Consider the following 26,913-nt stretch of genomic DNA (forward strand, 5'->3'; position numbering starts at 1 on the left):
GTTTCCCCTGTCTGTTGGCTTTTTTCAGCGTAGGTCCAACGCATGGCTGGACGATCGATTTATAGTGCACACGCTAGATAACGCAAAGTTGCAAAAGTGTTAAATCAGATCTTGCTCACGCTAATTGACGGCGTATTACTGTTAAACTCATGTTAATCACAGGATTGACGCGGGATGAAATAGGACTTTCTTATGGTGGATATTCGCAGCTTGCTTTCCTTTGCTTTTTTGACTTAGATAAAACGAGTGTGCTCACTTTAAATTGTTTGAAAAATAACCGCCGCCTTGCGGGCGTCGGTCACCCTTGACGAGACAGGAGACAGGCCATGGCGGTCAATGAAACCCAGTTGGTACAGCTGTTCGAGCAGGTGCTTACGCTGTCGAAGGTCGATGCTTCGCAGAGCGTGGCGATTTTGAAAAGCCATTATTCCGATGCGCGCACGGTGCGCGCCGCGACCGACGCGGCGCTGCGGCTGGGCGCCAAGGTGTATGCCGTCGAACTGCCGGCGTTCAACCATCCGCGAGCGATGGGCAACGACATGACCGCCTATTGCGGCGATACCGCGCTGACCGGCAATCTGGCGGCGCAGCGTGCGCTGGAGGCCGCCGACCTGATCGTCGATACCATGATGCTGCTGCATTCGCCGGAGCAGGAACAGATCCTGAAAACCGGCACCCGCATCCTGCTGGCGGTGGAGCCGCCGGAGGTGCTGGCGCGCATGTTGCCCAACGCGGAGGACAAGGCGCGGGTGCTGGCCGCCGCCGCCGTGCTGGAGCAGGCGAAGCTGATGCAGGTAACCTCCGCCGCCGGCAGCGATTTCCGCGCGCCGCTGGGGCAATACCCGACGGTGACCGAGTACGGCTATGCCGATGAACCGGGGCGCTGGGATCACTGGCCGAGCGGTTTCCTGTTCACCTGGCCAAATGAGGAGCAGGCGGAAGGGGTGCTGGTGCTGGAGGTCGGCGATATTTTGCTGCCGTTCAAAAGCTATGCGCGCGAACGCATCACGCTGGAGATCGAAAAAGGGTTCGTCACCCGCATTCACGGCGGCTTCGAGGCGGAATACCTGCGCGAATATATGAAATACTTCGACGATCCGGAGGTGTACGGCATCTCGCACATCGGCTGGGGCCTGCAGCCGCGCGCCCAGTGGACGGCGATGGGCCTGCACGACAAGAACGACGGTATGTGCATGGACGCGCGCGCGTTCTACGGCAACTTCCTGTTCTCCACCGGGCCGAACACCGAAGTGGGCGGCACGCGCAAAACGCCTTGCCATATGGATATCGCGCTGCGCCGCTGCGACATTCGCCTCGACGGGCAAACGGTGGTGGCGGACGGTGAAGTGGTGGCGCCGGAGGCGTCGCGCGTGCGCCGGGCGTAATCGTTGCTGCCAACGGCGGGGGTTTGTACTATTCTCGTGGATTCCATAGATGGTGAGAGTAACGCAATGACGCCCCCCGAATACCCGTCAGCCGTGAGCGGCCAACCCGAAAATTATCATTTTACCGAGCAAGTCGGGCACCTGCTGCGCAAGGTTTATCAGCGCCACGTGGCGATTTTCCAGCAAAACGTCGGCGATTCGCAGCTGACGGCGGTGCAGTTCATCACCCTGTGCGCGGTGCGCGATATGGGGCCGAGCTCGCTGACCGAGCTGGTGCAGGTGACGGCGGTGGATCAGGCCACCATCCGCGGCATCGTCGAACGGCTGAAGGCGCGCGATCTGATCACGGTAACGCCGGATCCGATCGATCGGCGCAAGGTGGTGGTCGGCCTCACCGACGCCGGCGGCGCGCTGCTGGCGGAAACGGTGCCGCAGGCGGCGAAAATCACAGAACTGACGTTCGGTACGCTGAACCCGGCCGAACGGATAGCGCTGATATTCCTGCTGAATAAAATGCTGGAAGAACCTGCCACCGGCTGATTCGCCCGCGCAACGTCGGTTGCCTGGTGGTCGGCGGCGAGAGGCCAGCCCATAAGATCATCACGTGCAGGCGGAGACGCGAACAATGGCGATATCTGAAGTGCAATCGCCCAGGGACGGCGCGAAAACCACGCTGACGGAGCATCCGCTGATGCTGTCGGTGAACGGCGAACAGCTTCATGCGCAGGTGATGGCGGATACGCCGCTCTTGCTGGTACTGCGCAACGATCTGGCGCTCAACGGCCCGAAATACGGCTGCGGCCTGGGCGAATGCGGCGCGTGTACCGTGTTGATCGACGGCGTGGCGGCGCGCTCCTGCGTGATCCCGGCGCTCGGCGTGTCCGGACGGGCGATTGTGACCCTGGAAGGCCTTGGCGATCGCCAGCGCCTGCACCCAGTGCAGCGTGCCTTTATCGAAGAGCAGGCGGCGCAATGCGGCTACTGCCTCAATGGCATGATCATGACCACCAAAGCCCTGTTGGATCGCAATCCCGCCCCGAGCGAGGCGGAGATCCGTCAGGCGCTGTCCGGCAACCTGTGCCGCTGCGGCACCCATCTCGAAATCCTGCGTGCGGTTCAGCGCGCCATCATTCTCTGCCGCGATGAGGACGCCCACGCCCATGACTGATTCCCGTGTCCCATCGCCGAGCCAGGCCGACTTGCTGCAGCGCGACGGCGTGCTGCTGATCGTCGACAGCGTGCAACCGCCTTCGGGGCCGGTGCCCAAAGGGCAAACGCCGGTACTGAAGCCCAAAGAGCAGGGGCTGTTTATCGCCCTGTGCGGCAGCGGCGAAATCTATGCCTTTAACGGCCATGTCGATCTTGGCACCGGCGTGCGCACCGCGCTCGGGCAGATCGTCGCCGAAGAGCTGTACCTGCGCATGGATCAGGTGCAAATGGTGTTGGGCGATACCGAACGCGCGCCGAATCAGGGCGCCACCATCGCCAGCGCCACGCTGCAGATCTCCGCCGTGCCGCTGCGCAACGCCGCCGCCGAAGCGCGCCGTTGGCTGTTGCGCCAGGCGGCGCAGCGCTTCGATGCGCCGGTGGAACAGCTGACGCTGGAGGAGGGCGTGATCCGCAGCCCGCAGGGGCAGGCGCTCAGCTACGCCGAGCTGGTGGCCGGCGGTCATGTCGAGCTGTCGATTTCCGGCGACGCGCCGCTGAAACCGCAGGCGGAATATCGCCTGGTGGGCACCAGCGCCGCGCGCGTCGATATTCCGGCCAAGGCGACCGGCGAAACCACCTACGTACACGATATGCGCCTGCCGAACATGCTGCATGGCCGGGTGGTGCGGCCGCCCTATGCCGGGTACGACAGCGGCGAATTTGTCGGCACCAGCCTGCTGGCGGTGGACGAAACCTCGATCGCGCATATTCCCGGCATCGTCAAACTGGTGGTGATCGGCGATTTCATCGGCATTGTCGCCGAGCGCGAAGAGCAGGCGATCAAGGCGGCGCAGGCGCTGCAGGTCAGTTGGAAAGACTGGCGCCGCAATTTGCCGCAGATGACCGACGTGGCGCAGGCGCTGCGCGACAATCCGCACTCGACCCGGGTGGTGCACGATACCGGCGATGTGGACGCGGCGCTGGCGGCGGCCGACAGGCGTTTCACCCGCAGCTACCTGTGGCCGTATCAGCTGCATGCCTCGATCGGCCCTTCCTGCGCGCTGGCGGACTACCGGCCGGAGCGCCTGCAGGTCTGGTCAGGCAGCCAGAACCCGCACCTGCTGCGCGCCGATCTGGCCTGGCTGCTGGAGTACCCGGAAGCGCAGATCGAGATCGTTCGCATGGAGGCGGCCGGTTGCTATGGCCGCAATTGCGCCGATGACGTCTGCGCCGACGCGGCGTTGCTGTCGCGGGCGGTGGGCCGGCCGGTGCGGGTGCAGCTGACCCGCGAACAAGAACATGTGTGGGAACCGAAGGGCACGGCGCAGCTGATGGAGGTGGACGGCGGGCTGGACGCCGCCGGGCACCCGGTCGCCTACGATTTTCGCACCTATTATCCTTCCAACGGCGCGCCGACGCTGGCGCTGCTGCTGACCGGCCGGGTCGAACCGCTGCCGGTGGCCTATGAAATGGGCGACCGCACCTCGGTGCCACCTTATGAGTATCCGGCGCTGCGCGTCAGCATCGAGGACATGGCGCCGATCGTGCGCGCCTCCTGGATGCGCGGCGTTTCCGCCTTGCCGAACACCTTCGCCCACGAATCTTATATCGATGAGCTGGCCCACGCCGCCGGCGTCGATCCGCTGGAATATCGGCTGCGCTATATCCATGACGAACGCGCCAGTGAACTGATGCGCAGCACCGCAGAACGCGCCGACTGGACGCCGCACACCGAACCGATGCAGACCCCGGCGGAAGACGGCGTGCTGCGCGGGCGCGGCTTTGCTTATGCCCGTTACATCCACAGCAAGTTTCCCGGCTTTGGCGCGGCCTGGGCCGCCTGGGTGGCCGACGTGGCGATCGACAAAGCCAGCGGCGAAGTGGCGGTGACGCGCATCGTGGTCGGCCACGACGCGGGCATGATGGTTAACCCGGACGGCGTGCGCCACCAAATTCACGGCAACGTATTGCAATCGACCAGTCGGGTGTTGAAAGAGCGCGTGACCTTTGAGGAATCGACGGTCTCCGCCAAAGAGTGGGGGGCTTACCCGATCCTGACCTTCCCGGAGGTGCCGGAGGTGGACGTGGTGATGATGCCGCGCCCTTACGATCCGCCGCTGGGCGCCGGGGAGTCGGCGTCGGTGCCCAGCGCGGCGGCCATCGCCAACGCGGTGTTCGACGCCACCGGCATTCGTTTTCGCGAGCTGCCGATCACCTCGGACAAGCTGCGAGAGGCGCTGAACGGGCCGGACGCCGAGCGGCAGGCCGCGCCGCCCAAGAAAAAGAAGCGCGGCAAATGGTGGTTCGGCGGCGCGGCGGGGCTGTTCGGCGCCGTGCTGGGCATCGCCGGCAGCGCCTTGCCGTGGCGGGCGGAGATCGCGCCGGTGGCGACGCCCGGCGCCGGCACCTGGTCGGCCGCCACGCTGGAGCGCGGCCGTCAATTGGCCGCCGCCGGAGACTGCGCGGTTTGCCATACCGCGTCGGAAGGGGCGACCAACGCCGGCGGGCTGGCGATGGCGACGCCGTTCGGCACGCTCTACAGCACCAACATTACCCCGGACGTGGCAACCGGCATCGGCAACTGGTCATTTACCGCATTCGATCGGGCGATGCGCCAAGGCATCGCCCGCGACGGTCGCCATCTGTATCCGGCATTTCCTTACACCGCCTTCAGCAAAATGACCGACGGCGACATGCAGGCGCTGTACGCTTATCTGATGTCGCAACCGGCGGTGCGCCAGAGCAACCCGGCCAATCAGATGCGCTTCCCGTTTAACCTGCGGCCGCTGATGGCGGGCTGGAACGCGCTGTTCCTGCGCCAGGGGGAATTTCAACCCGATCCGCAACAAAGCGCGCAGTGGAATCGCGGCGCCTATCTGGTCAACGGGCTCGGCCACTGCGCCGCCTGCCATTCGCCGCGCAATCTGCTGGGGGCGGAAAAGGGCGGCGCGGCTTTCCTGGCGGGGGGGATGGTGGACGGGTGGGAAGCGCCGGCGCTGAATCAATTGGCCAACGCGGACAAACCCTGGACCGAGGAACAGCTGTTTCAGTACTTCCGCAGCGGGCATTCCGCCGAGCACGGCGTGGCGGCCGGGCCGATGGGGCCGGTGGTCAGCGAACTGGCGACGTTGCCGCAGAGCGATCTGCGGGCGATGGCCAACTATGTGATGTCGCTGAGCGCCAAGGCGACGCTGAATGTGGAACCGCAGGCGCAGTTGGCGGCCCGCGCGTTGCCTGCGGGTCAACTGGCGGGCGAGCGGTTGTTTCAGGGCGCTTGCCAGGCCTGTCACAGCGCCGCCGCCGGCGGGCCGCAGCTGTTCGGCGTCAGCCCGGACCTGGCCAATAACACCAATATCTTCAGCGATCGTCCCGATAACCTGATCAAGGTGATCCTGCAAGGGATCTCCAAACCGGCCACCGCCGAATTGGGCTTTATGCCGGGCTTTAAGGACAGCTTTTCCGATCGGCAGGTGACGGCGCTGGTGAATTATCTGCGCCATCGCTATGCCGGCGACAAACCGGCCTGGCGCGACGTGGAGGCTCAGGTGGCGCGGCTGCGCGCAGAGCCGGGCACGCACTGAGCCGCCTCAGGCTTGGCGCAGGAATGCCACCAGCCGCTGCGCCGGCAGCGGCAGCTGCGCCAGGTCACGCACCGCGATCGACAGGCGCCGGGTCGCCCACTCGTCTGTCAACGTCAGTGCGCTGTGCCGAATTTGCGGATGGCGTTGGGCGCTCTCTTCCGGCACCACCGCCAGCCCGGCACCGCGCAGCACCATGCGGCAGATGGCGTCGAAATGAGCCGCGCGCGCCCGCAGCCGCATCGGGCCGCCGCTGCGTATCGCCAGCTGTTCCAGATGCTGTTGCAGCGCACTCTCTTCCGGCAGGCCGATGAAATCAAAAGGCAGGGCGTCCGCAAAGCTGAGCGTGCGGCGGCCGCTGAGCGCATGCCCCGGCGGCAACGCCAGCACCAGACGATCCTGGCGAAAAGGGTAGCTTGCCAGCCCACGCAGATCGGCGTGATCCGCCGCGATGCCGATATCCGCCGCCTGTTCAGCGATCGCCTGCGCGATGGCCGGGCTGGGCAGCTCCTCCAGTACAATATCGGTATGCGGGTGCAGCACCAGAAAATCCGCCAACAGCTCCGGCAGAAAAGCGTCGGCGGCGACGGTATTGGCGACGATGCGCAGTCGGCTGCGCTGGCCCGGCGCGAACTCGGCCAGGTCGCCGCGCAACCGCTCACGCTGCTGTAAGAGCACTCGCGCGTGATGCAACAGGCGCTCACCGGCGGGCGTCGCCTGGACGCCGCGCGGATTGCGCGTCAGCAGCGCTACGCCGGCCTGTTGCTCTAGCCCACGCATGCGGGCGCTGGCGGCGGCCAGCGACAGCCCAACGCGCTCGGCGCCGGCGGTGATGCTGCCGGTCTCGAGCACCGCCGCCAACAGCCGCAGATCGATAAAGTCAAAATGCATGCGTTTTCCCTCTGTCTTTGCCGCAGGCAGGCTCTGCCATTGCCGCATTGTGCCGCGCCATACCGCCGGCCACAATCGAGCCGTTGATTCGCCATAAGGATAGACGCATGTCGCTGACGCTACTCGAGATTATCGCCCTGACGGGCATTTTTACACTGGCCGGCACGGTCAAAGGAGCGATCGGTCTGGGGCTGCCGACCGTGTCGATGGGGCTGCTCAGCCTGATGATGCCGCCGGGTCAGGCCGCCGCGTTGCTGTTGCTGCCTTCGCTGATCACCAACCTGTGGCAGTTGCTGCGCGGGGCGCGGCTGGGGGCGCTGTGCCGCCGGCTCTGGCCGATGATGCTGTGCGTCACGCTTGGCACGGTGTTGAGCGCGGGGGCGCTCACTGCCGGCGACGGCCGCCTGGCGCCGCTGGCGCTGGGCGTGTGTCTGATCGGTTATGCGCTGCTGGGTTTTACCCGTTTCGACTGGCGCGTTTCCGCTGCGGCGGAACCCTGGTTGGGGCCGCTGTGCGGCCTGGTGACCGGTGCGCTGACCGGCGCCACCGGAGTGTTCGTCATTCCGGCGGTGCCTTACCTGAATGCGTTGGGCCTGGCGCGCGACGATCTGGTGCAGGCGCTGGGGCTGTCGTTCACCGTCTCGACGCTGGCGCTGGCCGCCGGTTTAGCCTGGCATCAGGCGCTGCCCGCCACGCTGCTCGGCGGTTCGCTGTTGGCGCTGTTGCCGGCGTTGGGCGGCATGTGGCTGGGGGAGAGGGTGCGTCGTCATTGTCGCCCGCAGCTGTTCCGCCGCCTCTTCTTTATTGGGTTATTAATCTTGGGCGTTGAGATTATTTGGCGATTCAATTAATTGAATCGATAGCATGCGCGTGTAATTAGGTTCGATATATTATTCTGGGGTTTATTTTAATATGATGAGTTGCAATGTTTAGAACACACTTTTCTTATTGGTTTTTTTCATGGAATACAGGGTGGTTATGGATTGTTATTAGTGTGTTTTACATTTGCCACTACAGCTGTTTTTAATGACTGTAAAACCAGTAAACCCATAGGAGAGTATTTATGAAGGAAATTTTAAGTAGCCAATTCGATGCGGTGTCAGGTGGATGGCAGGATCGAGATGGGAGCGGCAAAAGATCGTCTGATAACGGAGGCTCTGGTGCTTCAGATCGTGGTGGAAATAACGGCGGTGACCGCGGGCCTCAGTCATTCTTGTCAAAAAACAGCCCTTATGGCAGTGGTTCCGGCGCCAGTGGTTTCTGGGGGAATGGCAGCTCTACAGGAAATGGTTATGGCGGCAATGGCACTGGGCCGAGAGAAACCAGAGAATCCGGAACCAAACGCTAATTAACAGCTGCAATCCCAGCACAGAAGTAACATTCTGTGCTTTTATGGGGTATATGATGAATAAATATGTTGTTTTTATAAAGAGCGATGAGTCAAGGGTACTGAGAAAGGAAGTGGTTACACGAGAAATAATTAAAGACATGAAGCGGAAGGGGTTCAGAAAGCATCATGTTGAAGTAGAAGCTGAGAACGAAAACGATGCTATTAACAAATTAAATAAGAACAGCAATGACTACCTAGACTCATTGAGAAATTTTTCTGGTGATTTATTGTTTTGTTCTATTTGTGTCATTGTTATGGTCATGGTTTATTTGTTTAACTGACCCATAATCCAGAGTTGAATCATTCGGATTTTTTATACTATATTTTGCGTGGTGATTTAAATGAGCCATCAGATATTGGGTGTGGATTTATCAAAGACAGAAAAGCCATCCGTTCCAAATATCTTGCACTTTATATGGATTGGTGACTTAAATGAAGTAAATACTCATTATGTCGATATATGGAAAAAGACGAATAAAGATAAGCAGATATTCTTTTGGTATGACAAAGACGCTTCACTGTGTCATTTGCTAAACAATGCCATACGCGATTTAGTCAACGCCGAAAAAAATAAATTTAAGGTTGAATTGAAAATAAAAAATCACGCCTTTAATTATATATACCCAAAGATAATGGAGGGCTTTTCTTTTGATGAACTGGTTGTTGAATTCTTAATTAAAAATGAAATTCCTTATCAGAAACCGCCAAAAGCGATTGAAGACGCATGGTTTGAAAGTAGAGGTTTTACAAAAAAATGTATAACGGAGCTTTTTTGCAATGGTTTCGATGATTTCATGAGATATTATTATTATGAGATTATATTAAGGTGTAATCTTGCCAGTGCAAGCGACATAGTCCGGCTTTTAATTATCTACCAATATGGCGGGACTTATGTAGATGTTGATACACTCCCATATACTGACAGCATATATCATGGATTAAATAAACATATAGAAGATGAGGGCATTATCGAGAGTAACTCGTTTCTATTATTTAAGACCGTGTGTTTTTTAAAAAAGACAAATTCAGAAGAGCTATGGCCTGCAGCAGTGATCGGCTGCGATGAAAATGAGTTAGGAGTAGATGCTGTTGGATTTGAAAAAATAAAACAGCTTGTCGAACAGGACCTCTCTGGTTTTTCTTTGGAGATGATACTGCCATTGGGTGAAACATACGTTCATAAAAATTTATTGGCGTTAGGATCACTCAGAAGATTTAAAGGTGTTTATTTTAATAATTTCATGTCTTCTCATCAAAAATCAAAAGCGATAAGGATCATCCTTAGAACCATGAAGAAAAGGTATCGCTTTTTGGAAAAAAGCAATTGCATATTTGATTGCTACGTTGATGACAAGCCCAAGTGTTATCTGACCAGACTTTTAACATGGAGAACCGAGTTAACAACAAGGGACTATTGTGTGACTCAGGTCTTAACTGGTCCGGGATTGATTGTCGAGGTTTTATTGGGGTTGGCTTATAAAGTATTCAATATTGAATATTCAGTTGAGCCACATGTTATAGCCGAGTACATGCAAAATGCTGATTTTGGAATTGCATTATTTCAACACAACATAGATACACCTGATGGCGTCTATTCCACATGGAGAAAATAAAAAATAGCTTTGGACGCAAGGTGGTTTAAGTTTCGATGGATTATTGCCAATCTAATAGCGTGTGAGTTTTGTCATTATATTTCACTAAGGGACGCTGCTCATGTTTCGCCAGGAAGCGATCGAGAATCAGAAAATGAAATGGCGTGGCAGGGCGCTCCTGCTACCCGGTATTCCCGTTTGGGGCACGACAGGGCTCTGCCTGTTTTTCTTCATCGCCTTTCTCACCTTCGCGATCGCCGGTACCTATACCCGGCGGGTCAATGTGACCGGCGAGATCAGCACTTATCCGCGCGCCGCCAACGTTTATTCCGCCGTCCAGGGGATAGTGGTCAAGCAATTCGTCACCGAAGGGCAGGTGATTGCCGCTGGTGCCCCCATTTACCAGATCGACGTCAGCAAGAGTACCCGTAGCGGTGTGATCAGCGACAACCAGCGCCGGGATATCGATGGCCAGCTGGCACGCATTGCGCAAATCATCAACCGACTGGAAAGCAGCAAGCAGGCCACGCTTATCATGCTGGAACAACAGAAGGCGCAATACACCGCCGCATTCACCCGTTCCACCGATATCCTCAAACGCGCCCAGGAAGGGATTCGCATCATGAAGGAAAACATGGAGAACTACCGGCACTATCAGACCAAAGGGCTGATCAATAAGGATCAGCTCACCAACCAGGTGGCGCTGTATTACCAGCAGCAGAACAACCTGCTGGGCCTGTCCGGCCAGAACGAACAGAATGCGCTGCAGATCACCGCGCTGGAAAGCCAGATCCATATCCAGGCTGCCGAATTCGACAACCAGATTTACCAGATGGAGCTGCAGCGCTACGAGCTGCAAAAGGAGCGGCAAAACATAGATGCCACTGGCGATATTATCGTTCGCGCGCTGGCCGGCGGCCGTATCGATTCGCTGAGCGTCACGGTTGGCCAAATGGTCAACGTCGGCGACAGTCTGCTGCAGATTATCCCGCAAAACATCGATCGCTATGCCCTGGTACTGTGGGTGCCCAACGACGCTATCCCCTACATCGTCGCCGGCGATAAGGTCAATGTGCGCTATGACGCTTTTCCGGCGGAGAAATTTGGCCAGTTTGCCGGTACGGTGGCCGTCATCTCCAAAGCCCCGGCCTCGCCGCAGGAAATGCTGACCTATCAGGGAGCGCCCAAAGCGGCGCTGACCGCCGCCGTGCCGTACTACAAAGTGATCGTCATGCCGGAGAAACAGACCATTGCCTATGACGGTAAACGTCTGAGCCTGGAAAACGGCATGAAAGCGCAAAGCACCCTGTTTCTGGAAAAAAGGAAGATTTATCAATGGATGCTGTCGCCGTTCTACGACATGAAACACAGCGCAACGGGGCCGGTCAATGAGTAAGCCTGCATTCAAACAACTGGTCAGCCAGCTGGATCTGCGGCTGCGTCACCGGGTTCCGATGGTGCACCAGACCGAGTCGTCGGAATGCGGGCTGGCCTGTCTGGCGATGATATGCGGCTACTACGGCAAAAACATCGACCTGATTGCGCTGCGTCGGCAATTCAATCTGTCGGCTCGTGGGACAACGTTGGCCGGGGTGACCGCGATCGCCGAACAGTTGGGGTTGAGCTCCCGCCCCCTGTCTCTGGATCTGGACGAACTCGGCGCGCTAAAACTGCCCTGCATTCTGCACTGGGAATTCAACCATTTTGTGGTGCTGGTCAGCGTCAAAGGCCACCGCGCAGTGCTGCATGATCCGGCGCGCGGGCGCCGGACCGTCAGCCTGACAGAGCTGTCGCGCAGTTTCACCGGCGTGGCCCTTGAGGCCTGGCCCGGCAGCGCCTTCACCGCTGACAACATCCGACACCGCATTCACCTGCGCACGCTGATTGGCAGCGTACATGGCCTTAAAGGGGCGCTCGGTAAAATCTTTTGCCTGTCTCTGGTGTTCGAAACCATCAACCTGGTGATGCCCATCGGCACGCAGCTGGTGATGGATCACGCCATTCCTGCCGGGGATCGCGGGCTACTGACGCTCATCTGCGTTGGGCTGATGTTGTTCATCCTGTTGCGGGCCGCCATTGGCATGGTGCGCGCCTGGTCCGGACTGGTTATGTCGACGCTCATCAACGTGCAATGGCAATCAGGATTGTTTACCCATCTGCTGCGCCTGCCGCTCGGTTACTTTGAACGGCGCAAGCTGGGGGACATTCAGTCACGCTTCGGTTCACTGGATACGCTGCGCAGCACTTTCACCACCAGCATCGTCGGCGCCATCATGGACGGCATCATGGTGATCGGTGTGCTGGTGATGATGGCGCTGTATGGCGGCTGGCTGACCTGGGTTGTGCTCACTTTCACCGCGCTTTATGTGTTGATGCGATTGCTGACCTACGGCTATTACCGTCAGCTGTCCGAGGAGGCGCTGGTGAGAGAGGCTCGGGCCGGCTCGTATTTTATGGAAACGCTGTACGGTATTGCCACGGTCAAGATGCAGGGCATGGCGGAACGCCGCATCGCCCACTGGCTCAACCTGGAAATCGACACCATCAATACCGGTATCCGGATCACCAAAATGGACATGCTGTTTGGCGGGATCAACACCTTGATTGCCGCCTGTGACCAGGTCGTCATACTGTGGCTGGGGACCAGTCTGGTGATCGACAACCAGATGACCATCGGCATGTTCGTCGCCTTCGGGGCCTTTCGGGGGCAGTTTTCTGACCGTATCGGGTCGCTGACGGAGTTTTTGCTGCAACTGCGCATGATGAGCCTGCACAACGAGCGCATTGCCGATATCGCCCTGCACCCACGTGAGAATCGTAAACCCGACCTTCCCTACGCGGGGGGAATGCAACCTTTGGGATTGACGACCCATGCCCTGAGCTATCGTTACGACAGTCAGTCACCGGCGGTCTTCGATGCCCTGAACATCAATGTTGCGCCAGGCGAAAGCGTGGCCATCGTGGGCCCGTCCGGCGCCGGCAAAACCACGCTGATGAAGGTGTTGTGCGGACTGTTTACCCCGGCTTCAGGGCGGGTTGAGGTGAACGGCGTTGATATCCGGCAGCTCGGCATCAACAACTACCACAAAATGATTGCCTGCGTGATGCAGGACGACAAACTGTTCTCCGGCTCGATCCGGGAAAATATCTGTGGGTTCGCGGACAAGATGGATGATGCCTGGATGGAAGCCTGTGCCCGTGCCAGCTATCTGCATGAGGTGATCATGCGCATGCCGATGGGGTATGAAACCCCGATCGGCGAGTTGGGGGAAGGATTGTCCGGCGGGCAAAAACAACGGCTATTCATAGCCCGGGCAATCTACAAGAAACCGGCTATTTTGTTCCTGGATGAGGCCACCAGTGCACTGGATAAGGAGAGCGAAGCTGCCGTGAATCAGGCAATTAAGAGACTCAATATCACTAAGCTGATCATTGCCCACCGTGAAACGACCATTGCGTCGGCAGATCGGGTTATCCATCTTGGATAAGGGGGGATATCACCCGCGCCACAAGCCATTTACATTGCTTTTCTCCCTAAAAACCCAATAAGTGGCGATGGGGCAAGGCTATTTTTGCTGCTCGCTTCCGCTTTCAATTTACGGCGCGGCGCATTGCGCGATATTCTGGTTTTCTGATGGGCTAACGGCGGATGAGGGAACCATGACAGACAGCCAGGCATTTGAACAACAAAGCCTCGATAATCTGCTGAGCTATTGGCGGCGCCACCGCCGCCTGCCGGGCGCGCGTTATCCGGCCGGCCCGACCGACACCCTGTGCGACGTGCCGGGCGTCAGCGTCGGGCATCACACGCTGGCCGACGGCGAATGTCAGACCGGCGTCACCGCCATCGTGCCGCCGGGCGATCTGTTCAACCAGCCGCTGCCGTGCGGCAGCGCGGTGCTCAACGGCTTCGCCAAGCCGCTGGGGCTGGTGCAGCTGAACGAACTGGGGGTGCTGCAAACGCCGATCCTGCTGAGCAACACCTTCGCGGTCGGCACGCTGTTCAACGCCATGGTGCGGCGCAGCTGCCGGCGCTACCCGCAGATCGGCCGCGGCAGCGCCACCATCAACCCGCTGGTGCTGGAGTGCAACGACGGCTACCTCAACGATATTCAGGCGATGGCGGTGCGTGAGGAACACGTCTTCAGCGCGCTGGATAACCATTCCACCCGTTTTGCGCGCGGCAGCGTCGGCGCCGGGCGCGGCATGAGCAGTTTCGGCTTGAAAGGGGGCATCGGCACCGCCTCGCGCTATTGCCCGGGGCTCGGCACCACGCTCGGCGTGCTGGTGTTGGCCAACTTCGGCACTCTAGACTCGCTGACGCTGAGCGGCGTGCGCGTCGGCCAGGCGCTGGGTAAGCTGTTGGCGGATCCGCCGCCGCAGGTGGACGCCGGTTCGGTCATCATCATCATCGCCTGCGATCGGGCGCTGGACAGCCGCCAGCTGAACCGCATCGCCCGCCGCGCGGGCGCGGGCCTGGGGCGGGTGGGCAGCCATTGGGGGCACGGCTCCGGCGACATCGCGCTGGCGTTTTCCACTCGGTTGCTGGGGGCGACGCTGCCGGACGAACGGCTGGAGCCGCTGTTCGCCGCGGCGGCGGACGCCACCGAATACGCGGTGCTGGATGCGTTGCTCAGCGCCGAAGGCGTTAGCGGCTTCGAGCAGCATGCGCGCGTGGCGCTGGGCCCGCTGCTCGATCGGCTGGCAGCGGGCGGCATAACCTGACGGCAGGGCTGACGCTTGGTGTGCGCTAAATGAAGGGCGCCACCGGTTTTTTCAGCTTATTCTTCCTGCCAAGCGCTCTTAACGGCATTTCAATGATTCTGTAATTGAATTCCGACATCAGCAGCGTTGCGACCAAGAAAAACGCCAGGTACAGGGCGGTGTGCAGGCCGTCGTAGCGGGTAGCGGCGGAAAAGAAGAGGATTTTGGTGAGGGACAGTGCGACCACATGAGTTAAGTAGATAGAGTACGAGCGGGAACCGATGTAATCGCAAAACACGCGCACGGTGGGATGACTTGAAAAGCAACCGCGGTTATAGCTGGCGAGTAACACTAAAAAGCCGGAAACCACGGCGGTGATACCGACCGAAAAACTGAGGAACGGTTGAGGGCTGGAAAGCAAAGCCAGCAAGAGCAACGCGATCATGAAAGCCCCGGCGCAGAAGGCTTTGCTCTCAAGCAGTCTGGGATAGGGACGTGACGAGGGGGCGTTATGTGCAAAGATTGCAATAATGACCCCCAGTGCGACCGCATCCGTTCTTAACGGCCACATGACTGGCGTTGCCGCGTTCAATGTTCTCGGCAAGAAAACTTGGATGATAAAAACGACGAAGAAAAAGAGCGCAAGCTTCCTGTCAGTCAAGAAGAAGGCGAGAAGGGGTAAGAGCAGATAAAACTGATTTTCTAAAGACAGGCTCCAGTAAATGCCTAGTTCGCCGCAGGTGCCTGCGGGCCGACACTCGATAAAGTAAAAGTTCTGCGTTTGAGTAAGGGCATGCAACGCCGAAGTGAACATGTTCTCAAAGGGAATAATCTGGCCTTTCCCGCCCCAAATAAAAGCCAGCAACAGAACGATAAAGATCCAAAAAATAGCCGAAGGCATGAGTCGCCAAAACCGTTTTTTCCAGAATGGCACGGTAAAGTTGGCAAAAGCACTGAGGCTTTTGTCTTTTGGCACCGTTGACAAAATTGACGAGGTGATAATAAAGCCCGATACGCAGAAGAAGAGATCGACGCCGCTGCCGAAGCGTGCATAGTCCAAAATTCGCCAGTAGAGCGAATCCGGGCTGAGTATCCCCGCGACATGCGCCAGAATGACGAAAACGATCGCGACGGTTCTTAATACTTCGATATCATGATTTTTTTTTGATATGGCGGATTGCTGCATGAAAAACATCCAAAATGAACCAAATGGTGACGATGTATTTTGGTCGGGAGTATATCCTATTCCAATGCCGGGAGCGTAAACCTGAAGGCAATGCAACGAATTGTTGTTCGACGAGCACAGAAGCCATGCACGGCGTCGCTCAGATTTTTGGCCAGACGGCGATCCGATAACAGCACACCGTTGAACCGCACGATTCTCCAATAGAAAATCCCTCTTCAACATTAAGCCTACTGGATAATAGGCTACGCTAATTATTGCTCTGTTGTGCTATGTCACCTGACCGGCGCGGCAAGCCATTCCCATAATTAGCGCTGTTTCGCCGAAGGCAGTGACGCCTTCGGTTTTTTTGGAGTCATGAGCAATGAGCATATCCCAAGTTCCGCTTTCGCGGCGGCGGTTTATCGTCGGCGCCGGGGCGTTGGTGATCGGCGCCTATCTGCCGTCCACCGGCGCGCTGGCGCGCTCGAACGCCCCGGCCGCCGCCGGCGCGACGGCGTTTGACGCCAACGCCTTCGTCCAGATCGGCGCCGACGGCATCGTCACCGTCATCAGTAAACACACCGAAGTGGGCCAGGGGGTCTATACCGGCATGGCGACGTTGGTCGCCGAAGAGCTCGACGCCGACTGGGCGCAGGTGCGGGTCGTGGCCGCGCCGGTGGATACCGCCGTCTACAAGAACCTGGCGTTCGGCTTCCAGGGTACCGGCGGATCCAGTTCGGTGGCCAACGCCTATGAACAGATGCGGCGCATGGGCGCCATGGCGCGCGCGCTGCTGGTGCAGGCCGCCGCGCAGAGTTGGAAAACCTCCGCGCAGGAAATCACCGTGCAGGCGGGCAAGATCCGCCATGCTGCCAGCGGGCGCGAAGCGGGTTTCGGCGAGTTCGCCGAGTTGGCCGCCACGCTGCCGCCGCCCGATCCCGCCAGCCTGGCGCTGAAGGATCCGGCCAATTTCACCCTGATCGGCAAAACGCGCGGTCTACACCGCGTCGATTCACTGGCGAAAACCAACGGCAGCGCGCAGTTCTCGCAGGATATCCACGAGCCGGACATGCTGACCGTCACCATCAAGAAACCGCCGCGCTTCGGCGGCAAGGTGGCGACGTTTGACGCCGACCGTGCGTTGGCGGTGCCGGGCGTGGTGGCGGTGAAACAGGTTGCCACCGGCGTGGCGGTTTACGCCAAAAATACCTGGGCGGCGATCCAGGGACGGGATCGGCTTAGGGTCACCTGGGACGATGCGCAGGCGGAGCGACGCAACACCGAGGAAATCTACGCCGAATTCCGCCAGGTGGCGCAGAAAACCGGCGTAGTGGCGAAGAGTCTCGGTAAGCCGGACGAGGTGTTCGACAAGGCCGATAAGGTGATCGAGGCCGAATACACCTTCCCCTACGTCGCTCACGCGCCGATGGAGCCGCTGGACGGCTATCTGTTCTGGGACGGCGAAAGCGTCAAGGCGCGCTACGGCTGCCAAATCCAGACGCTCGACCACAAGCAGCTGTGCGATCTGTTCGAGCTGCCGCCGGAGAAGGTGCAGATTGAAACCATTCTGGCAGGCGGCAGCTTCGGCCGGCGTATCGATCTGGGCAACCCGACGCTGGGGCCGGATCTGGCGGCCGACATGGCGGCGGCCGCCAAGGGCATCGGCCCCGGCCACGGCGTGAAGGTGGTATGGACGCGCGAGGACGACATCCGCAACGGCTGGTATCGCCCGATGATCCTGCATCGCCTGCGCGGCGCCATTCGCGGCGGCAAGGTGGTGGGCTGGACCGATACCGTAGTCGGCCACTCCTGGACGCGCCACAGCGCGATGGATGCGCTGGTGGTCAACGGCCTCGATCAGATGATGGTCGAGGGCGCCAGCGAGGTGCCTTATACCTTCGAAGCCTTCCGCTGCGATGCGCATATCGTGCCCGGCAAGGTGCCGACCACCTCGCTGCGGTCGGTCGCCAGCACCCACACCGGCCACGCGGTGGAGAGCTTTATCGATCAACTGCTGCAGGAAACCGGGCAGGATCCGGTGGAAGGGCGGCTGGCGCTGATGGGCGACGCGCCGCGCGCGGCGGGCGTGTTGCGGGCGGTGGCCAAAGCCGCTGATTGGCAGGGCGCCAAGGTGGTGGACGGACGCGCGCGCGGCGTGGGCGTCGCCAAGGCGTTCGATACCTATGTGGCGCAGGTGGCCGAGGTATCGATCGGCGAAGGCGGCATCCCGAAAGTGCACAAGGTGTGGTGCGCGGTGGACTGCGGCGTGGCGGTGAACCCCGACGTGATCCGCGCGCAGATCGAAGGCGGCATCGGCTACGGCCTGAACCTGGCGCTGTATGGCAATATCACGCTGAAAGACGGCGTGGTTGAACAGTCCAACTTCAATAATTTCCGCCCGCTGCGCATCAATGAGATGCCGGAGGTTGAGGTGATCATTGTGCCCTCGACCGAGAAACCGACCGGCGTGGGCGAACTGGGGGTGCCGACCATCGCTCCGGCGGTCGGCAACGCGCTGGCGCTGCTCGGGCGGCCGCGCGCCTCGCTGAGCCTGCCGCTGCATAATCCCACTGCGAATCCGGCGTCTGACAAGGAGAGAACCTGATGATTCATTTAACCGTAAACGAGCAGCCGCTGACCTTCGAGGGCGATCCGCACATGCCGCTGCTGTGGTTTTTGCGTGACGAAGCCGGCCTGACCGGCACCAAGTTCGGCTGCGGCATCGCCATGTGCGGCGCCTGTACCGTGCATCTGGACGGCGTGCCGGTGCGTTCGTGCATGACGCCGGTCTCCGCCGCCGCCGGCAAGAAAATCACCACCATCGAAGCCGTCGGCGCCACGCCGGAAGGCAAGGCGGTGCAGGAAGCCTGGCTCAACCTGGACGTGGTGCAGTGCGGTTACTGCCAGTCCGGCCAGATCATGAGCGCCAGCGCGCTGCTGGCCCAGAGCAAAAACCCGAGCGATGCGGACATTGACGCGGCGATGGGCGGCAACGTCTGCCGCTGCGCCACCTATGTGCGCATTCGCGCCGCCATCCACCAGGCCGCCAAGGCGTTGGGTTAGGGAGAGACGTGATGAGCAACGCCTTGAAAGGGCTGTTATGGCTGATTATCGCCGTGGTGGTGTTGGCGGGAGGATACGCGCTGTATACCCTGCTGCGGCCTGCCGGCGCGGAGCCTGCGGCGCCGATCGCCGGGGCGCCGGCCGGCATGACCGATAAACTGGCGCGCGGCGAGTACCTGGCGCGCGCCGCCGACTGCGTGGCGTGCCATACCGCGCCGGGCGGCGCGCCTTATGCGGGCGGCTTCGCCTTTAAACTGCCGTTCGGCACCATTTACGGCACCAACATCACCGCCGACAAGGAAACCGGCATCGGCAACTGGAGCGACGATCAGTTCGTGCGCGCGGTGCGTGAGGGCATCGGCCCGCAGGGCAACCTGTACCCGGCGATGCCGTACACCTCGTACACCGGGCTGAGCCGCGACGACGTGCTGGCGATCAAGGATTATCTGTTCAGCCTGCCGCCGGTGAAACAGGCCAACCCGCAAAACGATCTGTCGTTCCCGTTCAACCAGCGTTGGGGCATGAAATTCTGGAACCTGGCGTTCTTCCAGGAGCAGCGCTTCGCGCCGGATCTCAACAAGGATGAACAGTGGAATCGCGGCGCCTATCTGGCGACGGCGCTCGGCCACTGCGGCGAGTGCCATACGCCGCGCAATCTGGGGTTCGGTCTTAACCAGAGCAAGCACCTGAGCGGTGAAGTGGTGCAGGGCTGGTTCGCCGCCAACATCACGCCGGACAAACAGACCGGCATCGGCGGCTGGAGCGACCAGCAGCTGTCGCAATATCTGGCCACCGGTCATGCGCCGGGGCGCAGCAGCGCCGGCGGCCCGATGGCGGAAGCGGTGGAGAACAGCCTGCAGTTCCTGACGCCGGAAGATAATCTGGCGCTGGTGAAATACCTGCGCGATATCGAGCCGATCGCCGGCGACGGCGCCGCAGCGGTGAACTTGCAGCCGAAGGGCGCGGGGGCTTCCACGCCGATCCTGCCGGGCGGGCAAGACAGCTCGCTCGGGCGCCGGGTGTTCGCCAACGACTGCAGCGGCTGCCACCAGTGGAACGGGCCGGGCCGCCAGAGCGAGTATGCGTCGCTGGTCGGCAGCACGGCGGTGAACGATCCGCAGGGGCGCAGCGTGGTGCAGGCCATCCTGAAGGGGACGAGCATCAGCGTCGGCGAGCGGCATGAGATGATGCCGGCGTTCGGCAACGCGTATTCCGACGAGGAAGTGGCGGCGGTCGCCAACTTTGTGGTTGGCCATTTCGGCGACAAGCAGGGCAAGGTCACCGCCAAACAGGTGGCGGAGCAGCGCAAGCAGTAAAGAAAGCGGCGAGGGAGATTCTCCCTCGCCGCGGCGTCAGCGGCTGCGGCGCGACATCACCCGTTTGTCTTTCGGTCTATCCTGCCAGTCCTCAACCTGATTATTGAAGTTGTCCGCCAGCAGGTAGGCCGGGGTTTTCGCCAGCCAGTCGGACAACGAAATATCCTGATAAATGCCGTTGTCCATCACGATCAGTACCTTCAAATCCTCATCGCCGATGTTCTCGATGTAATGGCCGAAGCCCTGCGGCACGTAACCGACGTCCGAAGGGGCGTACTCTTCCGTCTGCGCGTGGCCGTGCGAACTGAACACCGTCATGCGGCCTTTGCCGGCAATATAGTATTGCCATTCGTTGGCATTGGGGTGCCAGTGCAATTCCCGGATTGCGCCGGGTTTCACGATCTCGATGATGCCGGTCATGGTGGTGGAAATGGGAAATTCTTTCGACGACACCAAATGGACGCTGCCGGCGTCATTTTCAAAGAACGGCTTTTGCTTCATTAATTCATAGCGGTGGGTCAGCGGGGCGTTATTTAATCCGCCGTCGCTTTTCGGCAATGGCAATGTGGGCGGAACGGCGCCGCCGACAATATAAGCCTCGCCCTGTTTGGCCTTGGAAAATACCGCCGCCGGCATGTCGACGCTTTTTTCCAATACTTCTTTCGGCATATGCGCCACCCAATCGGTAATGCTGAAGGTGCCGAATTCGGAGAAGTGGCCGTTATCAAACGCCAGAATAAAATGCGCGCCGTCCGCCAGCGCCTGAATGGAATGGCCATAGCCTTTCGGGAAATACCAGACGTCGCCGGGGCCGAAGTCCGCCACCTCACATTTTCCCTCGGGATCGAGGATGGTGATGCGCGCATGGCCTTCCAGCATAAACGCCCATTCGGCGGCGATGGCGTGCCAGTGCAGTTCGCGCACGCCGCCCGGCTCCAGCGTCATGTCGACGCCCGCCACGCCTTCGGAGATCGGGAATTGCTCGACGGTGGCTTCGCGCGCCCAGCCGTTGGGCAGGCTGCGCTTTTTGCTGTCGGTGAATTTGTATTTATAGAGATGCTGCGCATCGGCAGGCGGCTGATAGCTGCTGGGGGGCACGATATTGCGATGGTCGTCGGCAGCGGCATTTTTGGCGATGCCGCCGATCATGCCGGCGGCGGCCGCGCTGACGGCGGAGACTTTCAATATATCACGACGTGATAGCATAGCGTGTTCTCCAATATAAAACCGTGCGCCTGCAGCAGCAGGCGACAGGGAAGGCGCGATCGCCATTGAAATGATTTTTTGTCATCGGCGGGAATAGGCTGTGACCCTTAAATCCTAGCGGCTGGAATGTATTGCATAGGCGCTTATTTGTTTGCGTTTGTTACTAAGTGAGAGCGGGTTTAATTAATTAACCGGAAGTTGAATAGTCATGGATTGGAATTAATTTTCACCGCTCACAGGCTTAAATAAATAATAAACGAACGTCATTTTTTATTGGCCGTTCGGGCTTTTTATGACTGCCCCACGGTCTCCAGCACCAACTGACGAAAGCGCTCGACGATCGGCGAAGCCGGGCTGCGGCGCAGCGCCAGGTAAAGCGGGGCGCTGAGCTGTGCCTCTTCGGCGAGGGTGCGGTAGACGATGCCGTCGCCGCCCAGCCGCCGCATTGAGCCGGGCACCACTGACAGCCCCAGCCCGGCGCCGACCAGGCTGAGGGTGGCCGGCAGGCGCGGCGCTTCCTGTACGATGCGCGGGCTGAAGCCGGCGCGGTGGCAGGCGGCCAGGATGGCGTCGTACAGCCCCTGGCCGGCCGGGCGGCGATAGAGAATAAACGCCTCGTGCGCCAGTTCAGCCAGCGGCAGCGGCTGCTGCGTTTGTTGCGCCAGCCGGTGGCCCAGCGGCAGGGCGACGATCATCGGTTCGCTGAGCACCGGCTCCACGCTCAGGCCGGGAATGCCGCTGGCCGGCGAGCGCACGAAGGCGGCGTCGAGGCGCTGTTCCAGCAACGCATCCATCAGTTCGCCGCTGCCGGCTTCTTCCAGTTGAGTGGTGATGCCCGGCAGGATGTCGCGGTAGCGGCGCAGCAGGTTGGGCACGAACGGGTGCAGCGCGGCGGAACTGGTGAAACCGATGGCGATGTGGCCCTGCTCGCCGCGGGCGGCGCGCTGCACCGCTTCGCGCAGGCGTTCGGCGCGCGCCAGCAGGGCGCGGGCTTCTTCGAACAGCACGCCGCCCGCTTCGGTGACGCGCACGCCGCGCGGCAATCGCTGTAACAACTTCACGCCCAATTCGTCTTCCAACCCCTGCAACAGGCGGGTCAGCGGCGGCTGCTGGATAAACAGCCGCTCGGCGGCGCGGGTGATGTTGCCTTCTTCCACCACGGTGACGAACGCCCGCAGGCGACGCAGTTCAATCATAGCCATACCTCAAAGGTATCTTTCGTTGTTCCGGAATGCATTAGACATCATGGCACGGCGGCGCGCATGATACCAGACATCAAAACAAGCGATGTGGAACGGCAATGTCATGTCAGATATCAATACGTTAAAACCGCACCCGGCGGCAGCGCCGGGCAACGCGGCGCTGTTTTTGGGCTTTCTGTGGCTGGGGCTGATCGGCTTCGGCGGCGTACTGCCGATGGCGCGCAGCATGTTGGTGGAACGCCGGCGCTGGCTGAACGCGGAACAGTTCACCGAGCTGCTCGGCCTGTGCCAGTTTTTGCCCGGCGGCAATGTGATCAACCTGTCGGTGGCGGTGGGGATGGAATTTCGCGGGCTGCGCGGCGCGCTGTGCGCCTTGCTGGGCCTCATCAGCGCGCCGACGGCGATCGTGGTGGGGCTGGGCGTGGTGTACGCCCGCTTCCAAAACGATCCCCATGTGCAGCATGTGTTCGCCGGGCTGGCCGCCGCCGCCGCCGGGCTGCTGCTCTCGACCGGGATCAAGATGCTGCTGCCGCTGCGCGGCAAATGGCCGGCGCTGGCGATCGTCGCGCTGGCGCTGATCGCCATTGCCTGGCTGCGCCTGCCGCTGTTGCCGACCATGCTGGTGCTGGCGCCGCTGAGCATTCTGCTGATGTGGCGGTGGCCGTCATGAGCGGGGTGTTGATGGCGTTGGCGCTGATCTTCACCGAGCTCTCTTTATTGGCGTTCGGCGGCGGCATGACCATTCTGCCGGAGATGCAGCGGCAGGTGGTAGAGGTGCATCAGTGGATGAGCGCCCAGGAGTTCAGCGCGCTGTTCGCCATGGCGCAGGCCGCGCCGGGGCCGAACATGATGATCGTGCCGCTGGTCGGTTGGCACGTGGCCGGCTGGGCGGGGCTGCTGGTGTCTTCGATCGCCAAGTTCGGGCCGTCTTCCATCGTTACGCTATTGGTGATGGGCGCCTGGCGGCGCTTTAAGGATCGTCCGTGGCGCCGCATCGTGCAGGCCGGGCTGGTGCCGCTGACCGTGGGGCTGGTGGTGGCCAGCGGCCTTTTGATCGCCGAGGCTTCCGCGCCCAATTGGCGGCTGGCGGCGATCGTGGCGCTGGCGACGGGATTGAGCATGAGCAAGCGCCTCCATCCGCTGTGGGTGCTGGCGGGCGGCGCGTTGCTCGGCCTGCTGTTTGCCTGAAGGATTAGCGCGGGATCAGCACAAAGCGTGAAGGGCCGTTGCGGTCGATCAGTTCATAGCGCTTCGGCGCGGTCAGGGCCAGAAACGCCACCATGCTCCCTTCGGCGTCGGTCAGCGTCATGCCGTCCGGCGTCGGCCGCCAGGCGACCGGCAACGTTTGCAGCGCCAGCGGCTGCAGGCACTCGGCGGAGGCGCTGAAGCGGAAAGCGTTGGTGTTGGCTACCGCTTCATCGCTCAGCTGCACCTCGCAGACGGCTTTACCGTCGCCGATGGCGGCGAGCTGCCAGTCGCCCTTCAGCGCGGCGGGTTCCAGCAACGGCAGTGAACTGCCCAGGGCACTGCTGCACAATACGCTCATAACGACTCCTGTCAGGCTGGCGCGGCGCAAGGCGCGCATAAGGAAATGGGTTGGCATCGGGTCACTCCTTTCGGCTGTCCGTTCACACCTTAGCACGTTCCCGGTGGGATGATGAGGCAAGGATTAGGTTTTTTAATCCTCGATTATTCTGATCTAACCGTCGCTAAAACGCGCAAAAAGACGAGTGATTAACCTGTTATTGCGCTTATTTTTCTCATTAATATAGTGAGAATACAAATTGTTATGGTTATCTCCTTCTTAACGCCCGGCGCGGTGAAGCCAGGCTGGGCGGGCTCGCGTCGCCGGAGTGAGTCACTATACTGGTCAATCCTAAGCCTCGGCTTAGATAAGAACGACTGATGAATAGTCTTACAAATCGAGTGGATTCCTAGTGTGTAAAAGGAGAATGCAATGAGCAGTCGCCACAACGACATTTTGCAAGATGACGATGAGTTCACCAGCCTGGCCGCCACATCCCCCAACGATCATAACTATCAGTTTTACTATCACCAGCCCGGCAGCCCCTATGACGGATTGGGCTACGGCGCGCTGTTCACGCTGGACAACGCTAACCTGTACAGTAACCAGCGCGGCGGGGCGGCGATTAATAATTTGGGTAAAATCCGCGATAACTTCAGCTTCGATCGCGCCGCCGATCAGTTGACGCGGCCGGGCCTGACGCACAACGGCGACCAGGTGTATCACCAGCCGGTCGCGCTGACCTATTCCTTCCTGACGCAAAGCGCGCTGAACCGCATCGGCCAGACCGGTGACGGCGACAAGGGGCTGCAGCCGTTGACCCAGGCGGCGCAGGCTCAGGCGCTGAAATCGATGCAGGCGTGGGCCGACGTGGCGAACGTAACTTTCACCGAGGCGGCGTCCACCGATATCAACCACCGCGCGGATATCACCTTCGCCTACTTCACGCAGCGCGCCGACGGCAGCACCGCCGCCGGCAGCGGCCCGAATGCCATCAACGCTTACGCCTATTACCCGCCGAGTTCCAAATCGGGCAGCGATAACGCCTTTGCGGGCACGGTGTGGTTCAACAAAAATTTCGCCACCCATAAGGCGCCGGTTAGCGGCGACTTCAGCAGCCAGACCTTCACCCACGAACTGGGGCATGCCCTGGGGCTGGCGCATCCGGGATCTTATGACGCATCGTTAGGCAACCCGAGTTACCAGAACGACGCGGCTTATTATCAGGATTCGCTGCAATACTCGATCATGAGCTATTTCAACGCCGGTTACACCGGCGCCGACACCAAAGGGGTGTATGGCTATGGGCCGATGGTGGATGACATCGCCGCGATCCAGAAGCTGTACGGCGCCAACATGAACACCCGCACCGGCGACACGGTGTACGGCTTCAACTCCAACACCGGCCGTGATTTCCTGACCGCCACGGCGGACAACGGCAAACCGGTCAACTTCGCGGTGTGGGACGCCGGCGGCAACGACACGCTGGACTTCTCCGGCTACAGCCAGCAGCAGATGATCAACCTGAACGACGGCGCGTTCTCCAGCGTCGGCGGCGGCACGCAGAACGTCGCCATCGCGCGCGGGGCGATCATCGAGAATGCCATCGGCGGCAGCGGGCGCGATCTGATCATCGGCAACGATCAGGACAACCTGCTGGCGGGCAACGCCGGTTCAGACATTCTGTACGGCGGGCGGGGGGCGGACCATCTGTGGGGCGGCAAAGACGCCAACAACTTCACCGACTATTTCGTCTATCTCAACGCCAAAGAGTCGACGGTGGCGGCGTTCGACGTGATTGAAGACTTCGAGCACGGCATCGACAAGATCGATCTCTCCGGCCTGCGCTTCAACAATAGCCTGAGCGAGCTGCGCTTTATCGACAGCGGCAGCGCCTTCAGCGGCCAGAAAGGCGAGATCCAGCTCAACTTCGACGCCTTCAACGGCACCACCGATCTGTTGATGAACACCCAGAGCAACAGCTATGCCGCCGACTTCAAGATCCACGTGGTCGGGCAGGTGGAGCAGAGCGATATTTTGTTTGCCTGAGGTGAGGAAGGGGAAGAGAAAAGGGCCGACCGGCCCTTTTTTTACGACTGGGCCGCCGCGGCGCTTTCCGCCACGAAAGAGCCGGTTTTCACCGCGCCGGCGCGGCGGTAGTGAGCCACAATGACGCCGCCGGGCGAGACCACCGAGTGGGTCAGCGTGAAGGCCGCCGGCGCCGCGTTGTCATCGAACAGCCGCTTGCCGCCGCCGAGCAGCACCGGGTAGGTGAGCAAGCGCAGTTCATCCACCAGATCGTTGGCCAGCAGCTGTTGCATCAGCGTGCTGCTGCCCTGCACCAGCAGCACCGGCCCCTGGGTGCGCTTCAGCTCACGCAGCCGGGCGAGGATGTCTTGCCCCAGCCACTGGCTGTTCTCCCACGTCAGCGTCTCGCCGTGGTGGGTGGCGACGTACTTGGTGGCCTGATTGAACACGCGGGCGATGTCGGCGGAAAACGGGTCGGCCTCGTCGGTGATATGCGGCCAGTAGCCGGCGAAGATATCGTAGGTGCGCCGCCCGAGCAGCAGATCGAAAGGCGCAGAGAAAAGTTCGCCCATCGTTTCCGCGACGGCGTCATCCCAGTAGGGGGCGGTCCAACCGCCGAAGCGAAAGCCGCCGCTGCGGTCTTCGTCCTGCCCGCCGGGCGCCTGCATCACGCCGTCGAGGCTGACGAACGCGCTGGCAATAATCTGTCGCATGGCTGT

Annotated in this window: 23 protein-coding genes; 17 read left to right on the plus strand and 6 right to left on the minus strand. The window is 60.4% G+C overall.

Annotated features, from left to right (window positions below):
* Positions 1–326 precede the first annotated feature (326 nt).
* The 4 genes from EDY99_RS08585 (at position 327) to EDY99_RS08600 (ending at position 6,115) form a co-directional block, all read left to right on the plus strand.
* Positions 327–1,385 carry a 2,5-dihydroxypyridine 5,6-dioxygenase gene (locus tag EDY99_RS08585; protein ID WP_046686996.1) on the plus strand — a complete coding sequence of 353 codons (1,059 nt, stop codon included), beginning with the start codon at positions 327–329 and terminating at the stop codon, positions 1,383–1,385.
* Positions 1,386–1,451: 66 nt separating this feature from the next.
* Positions 1,452–1,925 carry a MarR family winged helix-turn-helix transcriptional regulator gene (locus tag EDY99_RS08590; RefSeq protein WP_028128198.1) on the plus strand — a complete coding sequence of 158 codons (474 nt, stop codon included), beginning with the start codon at positions 1,452–1,454 and terminating at the stop codon, positions 1,923–1,925.
* 85 nt (positions 1,926–2,010) lie between these two features.
* Positions 2,011–2,553, plus strand: coding sequence for a (2Fe-2S)-binding protein (locus EDY99_RS08595; RefSeq protein ID WP_089194715.1), 543 nt, complete (start codon positions 2,011–2,013; stop codon positions 2,551–2,553).
* Positions 2,546–6,115: a molybdopterin cofactor-binding domain-containing protein gene (locus tag EDY99_RS08600; protein ID WP_123061667.1), complete on the plus strand. Its 3,570-nt coding sequence runs from the start codon at positions 2,546–2,548 to the stop codon at positions 6,113–6,115. Before EDY99_RS08595 ends, EDY99_RS08600 begins: the two co-directional genes overlap by 8 nt.
* A gap of 6 nt (positions 6,116–6,121) precedes the next feature.
* Here EDY99_RS08600 and EDY99_RS08605 read toward each other — a convergent pair whose 3' ends face one another.
* Positions 6,122–7,003 (minus strand): LysR family transcriptional regulator, encoded by an 882-nt coding sequence (locus EDY99_RS08605; protein WP_033642996.1) that lies wholly within the window; start codon positions 7,001–7,003, stop codon positions 6,122–6,124.
* Positions 7,004–7,110: 107 nt separating this feature from the next.
* On the opposite strand from EDY99_RS08605, the gene EDY99_RS08610 reads away from it, so the two are divergent.
* From EDY99_RS08610 to EDY99_RS08640, 7 genes are all read left to right on the plus strand, one after another.
* Complete coding sequence (locus EDY99_RS08610; RefSeq protein ID WP_033642997.1) at positions 7,111–7,854, plus strand: sulfite exporter TauE/SafE family protein; 744 nt, start codon at positions 7,111–7,113, stop codon at positions 7,852–7,854.
* Positions 7,855–8,066: 212 nt separating this feature from the next.
* Positions 8,067–8,351 (plus strand): hypothetical protein, encoded by a 285-nt coding sequence (locus EDY99_RS08615; RefSeq protein ID WP_161796309.1) that lies wholly within the window; start codon positions 8,067–8,069, stop codon positions 8,349–8,351.
* Between the two features lie 56 nt (positions 8,352–8,407).
* Positions 8,408–8,674 (plus strand): hypothetical protein, encoded by a 267-nt coding sequence (locus EDY99_RS24790; RefSeq protein WP_047026332.1) that lies wholly within the window; start codon positions 8,408–8,410, stop codon positions 8,672–8,674.
* Positions 8,675–8,734: 60 nt separating this feature from the next.
* Positions 8,735–10,006, plus strand: a complete 1,272-nt coding sequence (locus tag EDY99_RS08625; protein ID WP_123061668.1) for a TcdA/TcdB catalytic glycosyltransferase domain-containing protein — start codon at positions 8,735–8,737, stop codon at positions 10,004–10,006.
* A 100-nt stretch (positions 10,007–10,106) separates the two neighbouring features.
* A complete protein-coding gene (locus EDY99_RS08630) occupies positions 10,107–11,381 on the plus strand; it encodes an HlyD family secretion protein (RefSeq protein WP_123061669.1) in 1,275 nt (424 codons plus the stop codon).
* The gene (locus EDY99_RS08635) at positions 11,374–13,473 is read left to right on the plus strand and encodes a peptidase domain-containing ABC transporter (RefSeq protein WP_123061670.1); all 2,100 of its coding nucleotides are present in this window, start codon (positions 11,374–11,376) and stop codon (positions 13,471–13,473) included. The genes EDY99_RS08630 and EDY99_RS08635 overlap by 8 nt, the downstream gene beginning before the upstream one ends.
* 172 nt (positions 13,474–13,645) lie before the next feature.
* A complete protein-coding gene (locus EDY99_RS08640) occupies positions 13,646–14,710 on the plus strand; it encodes a P1 family peptidase (RefSeq protein WP_089197017.1) in 1,065 nt (354 codons plus the stop codon).
* A 25-nt stretch (positions 14,711–14,735) separates the two neighbouring features.
* Here EDY99_RS08640 and EDY99_RS08645 read toward each other — a convergent pair whose 3' ends face one another.
* On the minus strand, positions 14,736–15,875 hold the full coding sequence (locus EDY99_RS08645) for an acyltransferase (protein ID WP_047026160.1): 1,140 nt from the start codon (positions 15,873–15,875) through the stop codon (positions 14,736–14,738).
* Between the two features lie 361 nt (positions 15,876–16,236).
* Between EDY99_RS08645 and EDY99_RS08650 the strand changes: the two genes are divergently transcribed.
* The 3 genes from EDY99_RS08650 to EDY99_RS08660 are packed head-to-tail and all read left to right on the plus strand — an operon-like array spanning position 16,237 to position 20,233.
* Complete coding sequence (locus EDY99_RS08650) at positions 16,237–18,459, plus strand: molybdopterin cofactor-binding domain-containing protein (RefSeq protein ID WP_123061671.1); 2,223 nt, start codon at positions 16,237–16,239, stop codon at positions 18,457–18,459.
* Entirely contained in the window at positions 18,459–18,917 is a 459-nt protein-coding gene (locus tag EDY99_RS08655; RefSeq protein WP_033650458.1) for a (2Fe-2S)-binding protein, read from the plus strand. Before EDY99_RS08650 ends, EDY99_RS08655 begins: the two co-directional genes overlap by 1 nt.
* Before the next feature lie 11 nt (positions 18,918–18,928).
* On the plus strand, positions 18,929–20,233 hold the full coding sequence (locus EDY99_RS08660) for a c-type cytochrome (protein ID WP_047026158.1): 1,305 nt from the start codon (positions 18,929–18,931) through the stop codon (positions 20,231–20,233).
* A gap of 36 nt (positions 20,234–20,269) precedes the next feature.
* On the opposite strand, the gene EDY99_RS08665 is transcribed toward EDY99_RS08660, so the two are convergent.
* Positions 20,270–21,439, minus strand: coding sequence for a cupin domain-containing protein (locus EDY99_RS08665; protein WP_042784444.1), 1,170 nt, complete (start codon positions 21,437–21,439; stop codon positions 20,270–20,272).
* 290 nt (positions 21,440–21,729) lie between these two features.
* A complete protein-coding gene (locus tag EDY99_RS08670) occupies positions 21,730–22,641 on the minus strand; it encodes a LysR family transcriptional regulator (protein ID WP_123061672.1) in 912 nt (303 codons plus the stop codon).
* A gap of 103 nt (positions 22,642–22,744) precedes the next feature.
* Here EDY99_RS08670 and EDY99_RS08675 point away from each other — a divergent pair, with 103 nt between their 5' ends.
* Both EDY99_RS08675 and EDY99_RS08680 read left to right on the plus strand, forming a co-directional pair.
* Positions 22,745–23,311 carry a chromate transporter gene (locus EDY99_RS08675; RefSeq protein WP_042785697.1) on the plus strand — a complete coding sequence of 189 codons (567 nt, stop codon included), beginning with the start codon at positions 22,745–22,747 and terminating at the stop codon, positions 23,309–23,311.
* Positions 23,308–23,829, plus strand: a complete 522-nt coding sequence (locus EDY99_RS08680) for a chromate transporter (protein ID WP_046688471.1) — start codon at positions 23,308–23,310, stop codon at positions 23,827–23,829. Before EDY99_RS08675 ends, EDY99_RS08680 begins: the two co-directional genes overlap by 4 nt.
* Before the next feature lie 4 nt (positions 23,830–23,833).
* On the opposite strand, the gene EDY99_RS08685 is transcribed toward EDY99_RS08680, so the two are convergent.
* Positions 23,834–24,187, minus strand: a complete 354-nt coding sequence (locus EDY99_RS08685) for an AprI/Inh family metalloprotease inhibitor (RefSeq protein ID WP_123061673.1) — start codon at positions 24,185–24,187, stop codon at positions 23,834–23,836.
* A 411-nt stretch (positions 24,188–24,598) separates the two neighbouring features.
* Here EDY99_RS08685 and EDY99_RS08690 point away from each other — a divergent pair, with 411 nt between their 5' ends.
* Positions 24,599–26,215 (plus strand): serralysin family metalloprotease, encoded by a 1,617-nt coding sequence (locus EDY99_RS08690; protein ID WP_096242223.1) that lies wholly within the window; start codon positions 24,599–24,601, stop codon positions 26,213–26,215.
* Between the two features lie 41 nt (positions 26,216–26,256).
* Here the strand turns inward: EDY99_RS08690 and EDY99_RS08695 are convergent, their stop codons facing one another.
* The gene (locus tag EDY99_RS08695) at positions 26,257–26,907 is read right to left on the minus strand and encodes a dihydrofolate reductase family protein (RefSeq protein ID WP_047026155.1); all 651 of its coding nucleotides are present in this window, start codon (positions 26,905–26,907) and stop codon (positions 26,257–26,259) included.
* Positions 26,908–26,913: the final 6 nt, after the last annotated feature.

The sequence above is a fragment of the Serratia sp. LS-1 genome (genome assembly GCF_003719595.1).
Lineage (GTDB): Bacteria > Pseudomonadota > Gammaproteobacteria > Enterobacterales > Enterobacteriaceae > Serratia > Serratia ureilytica.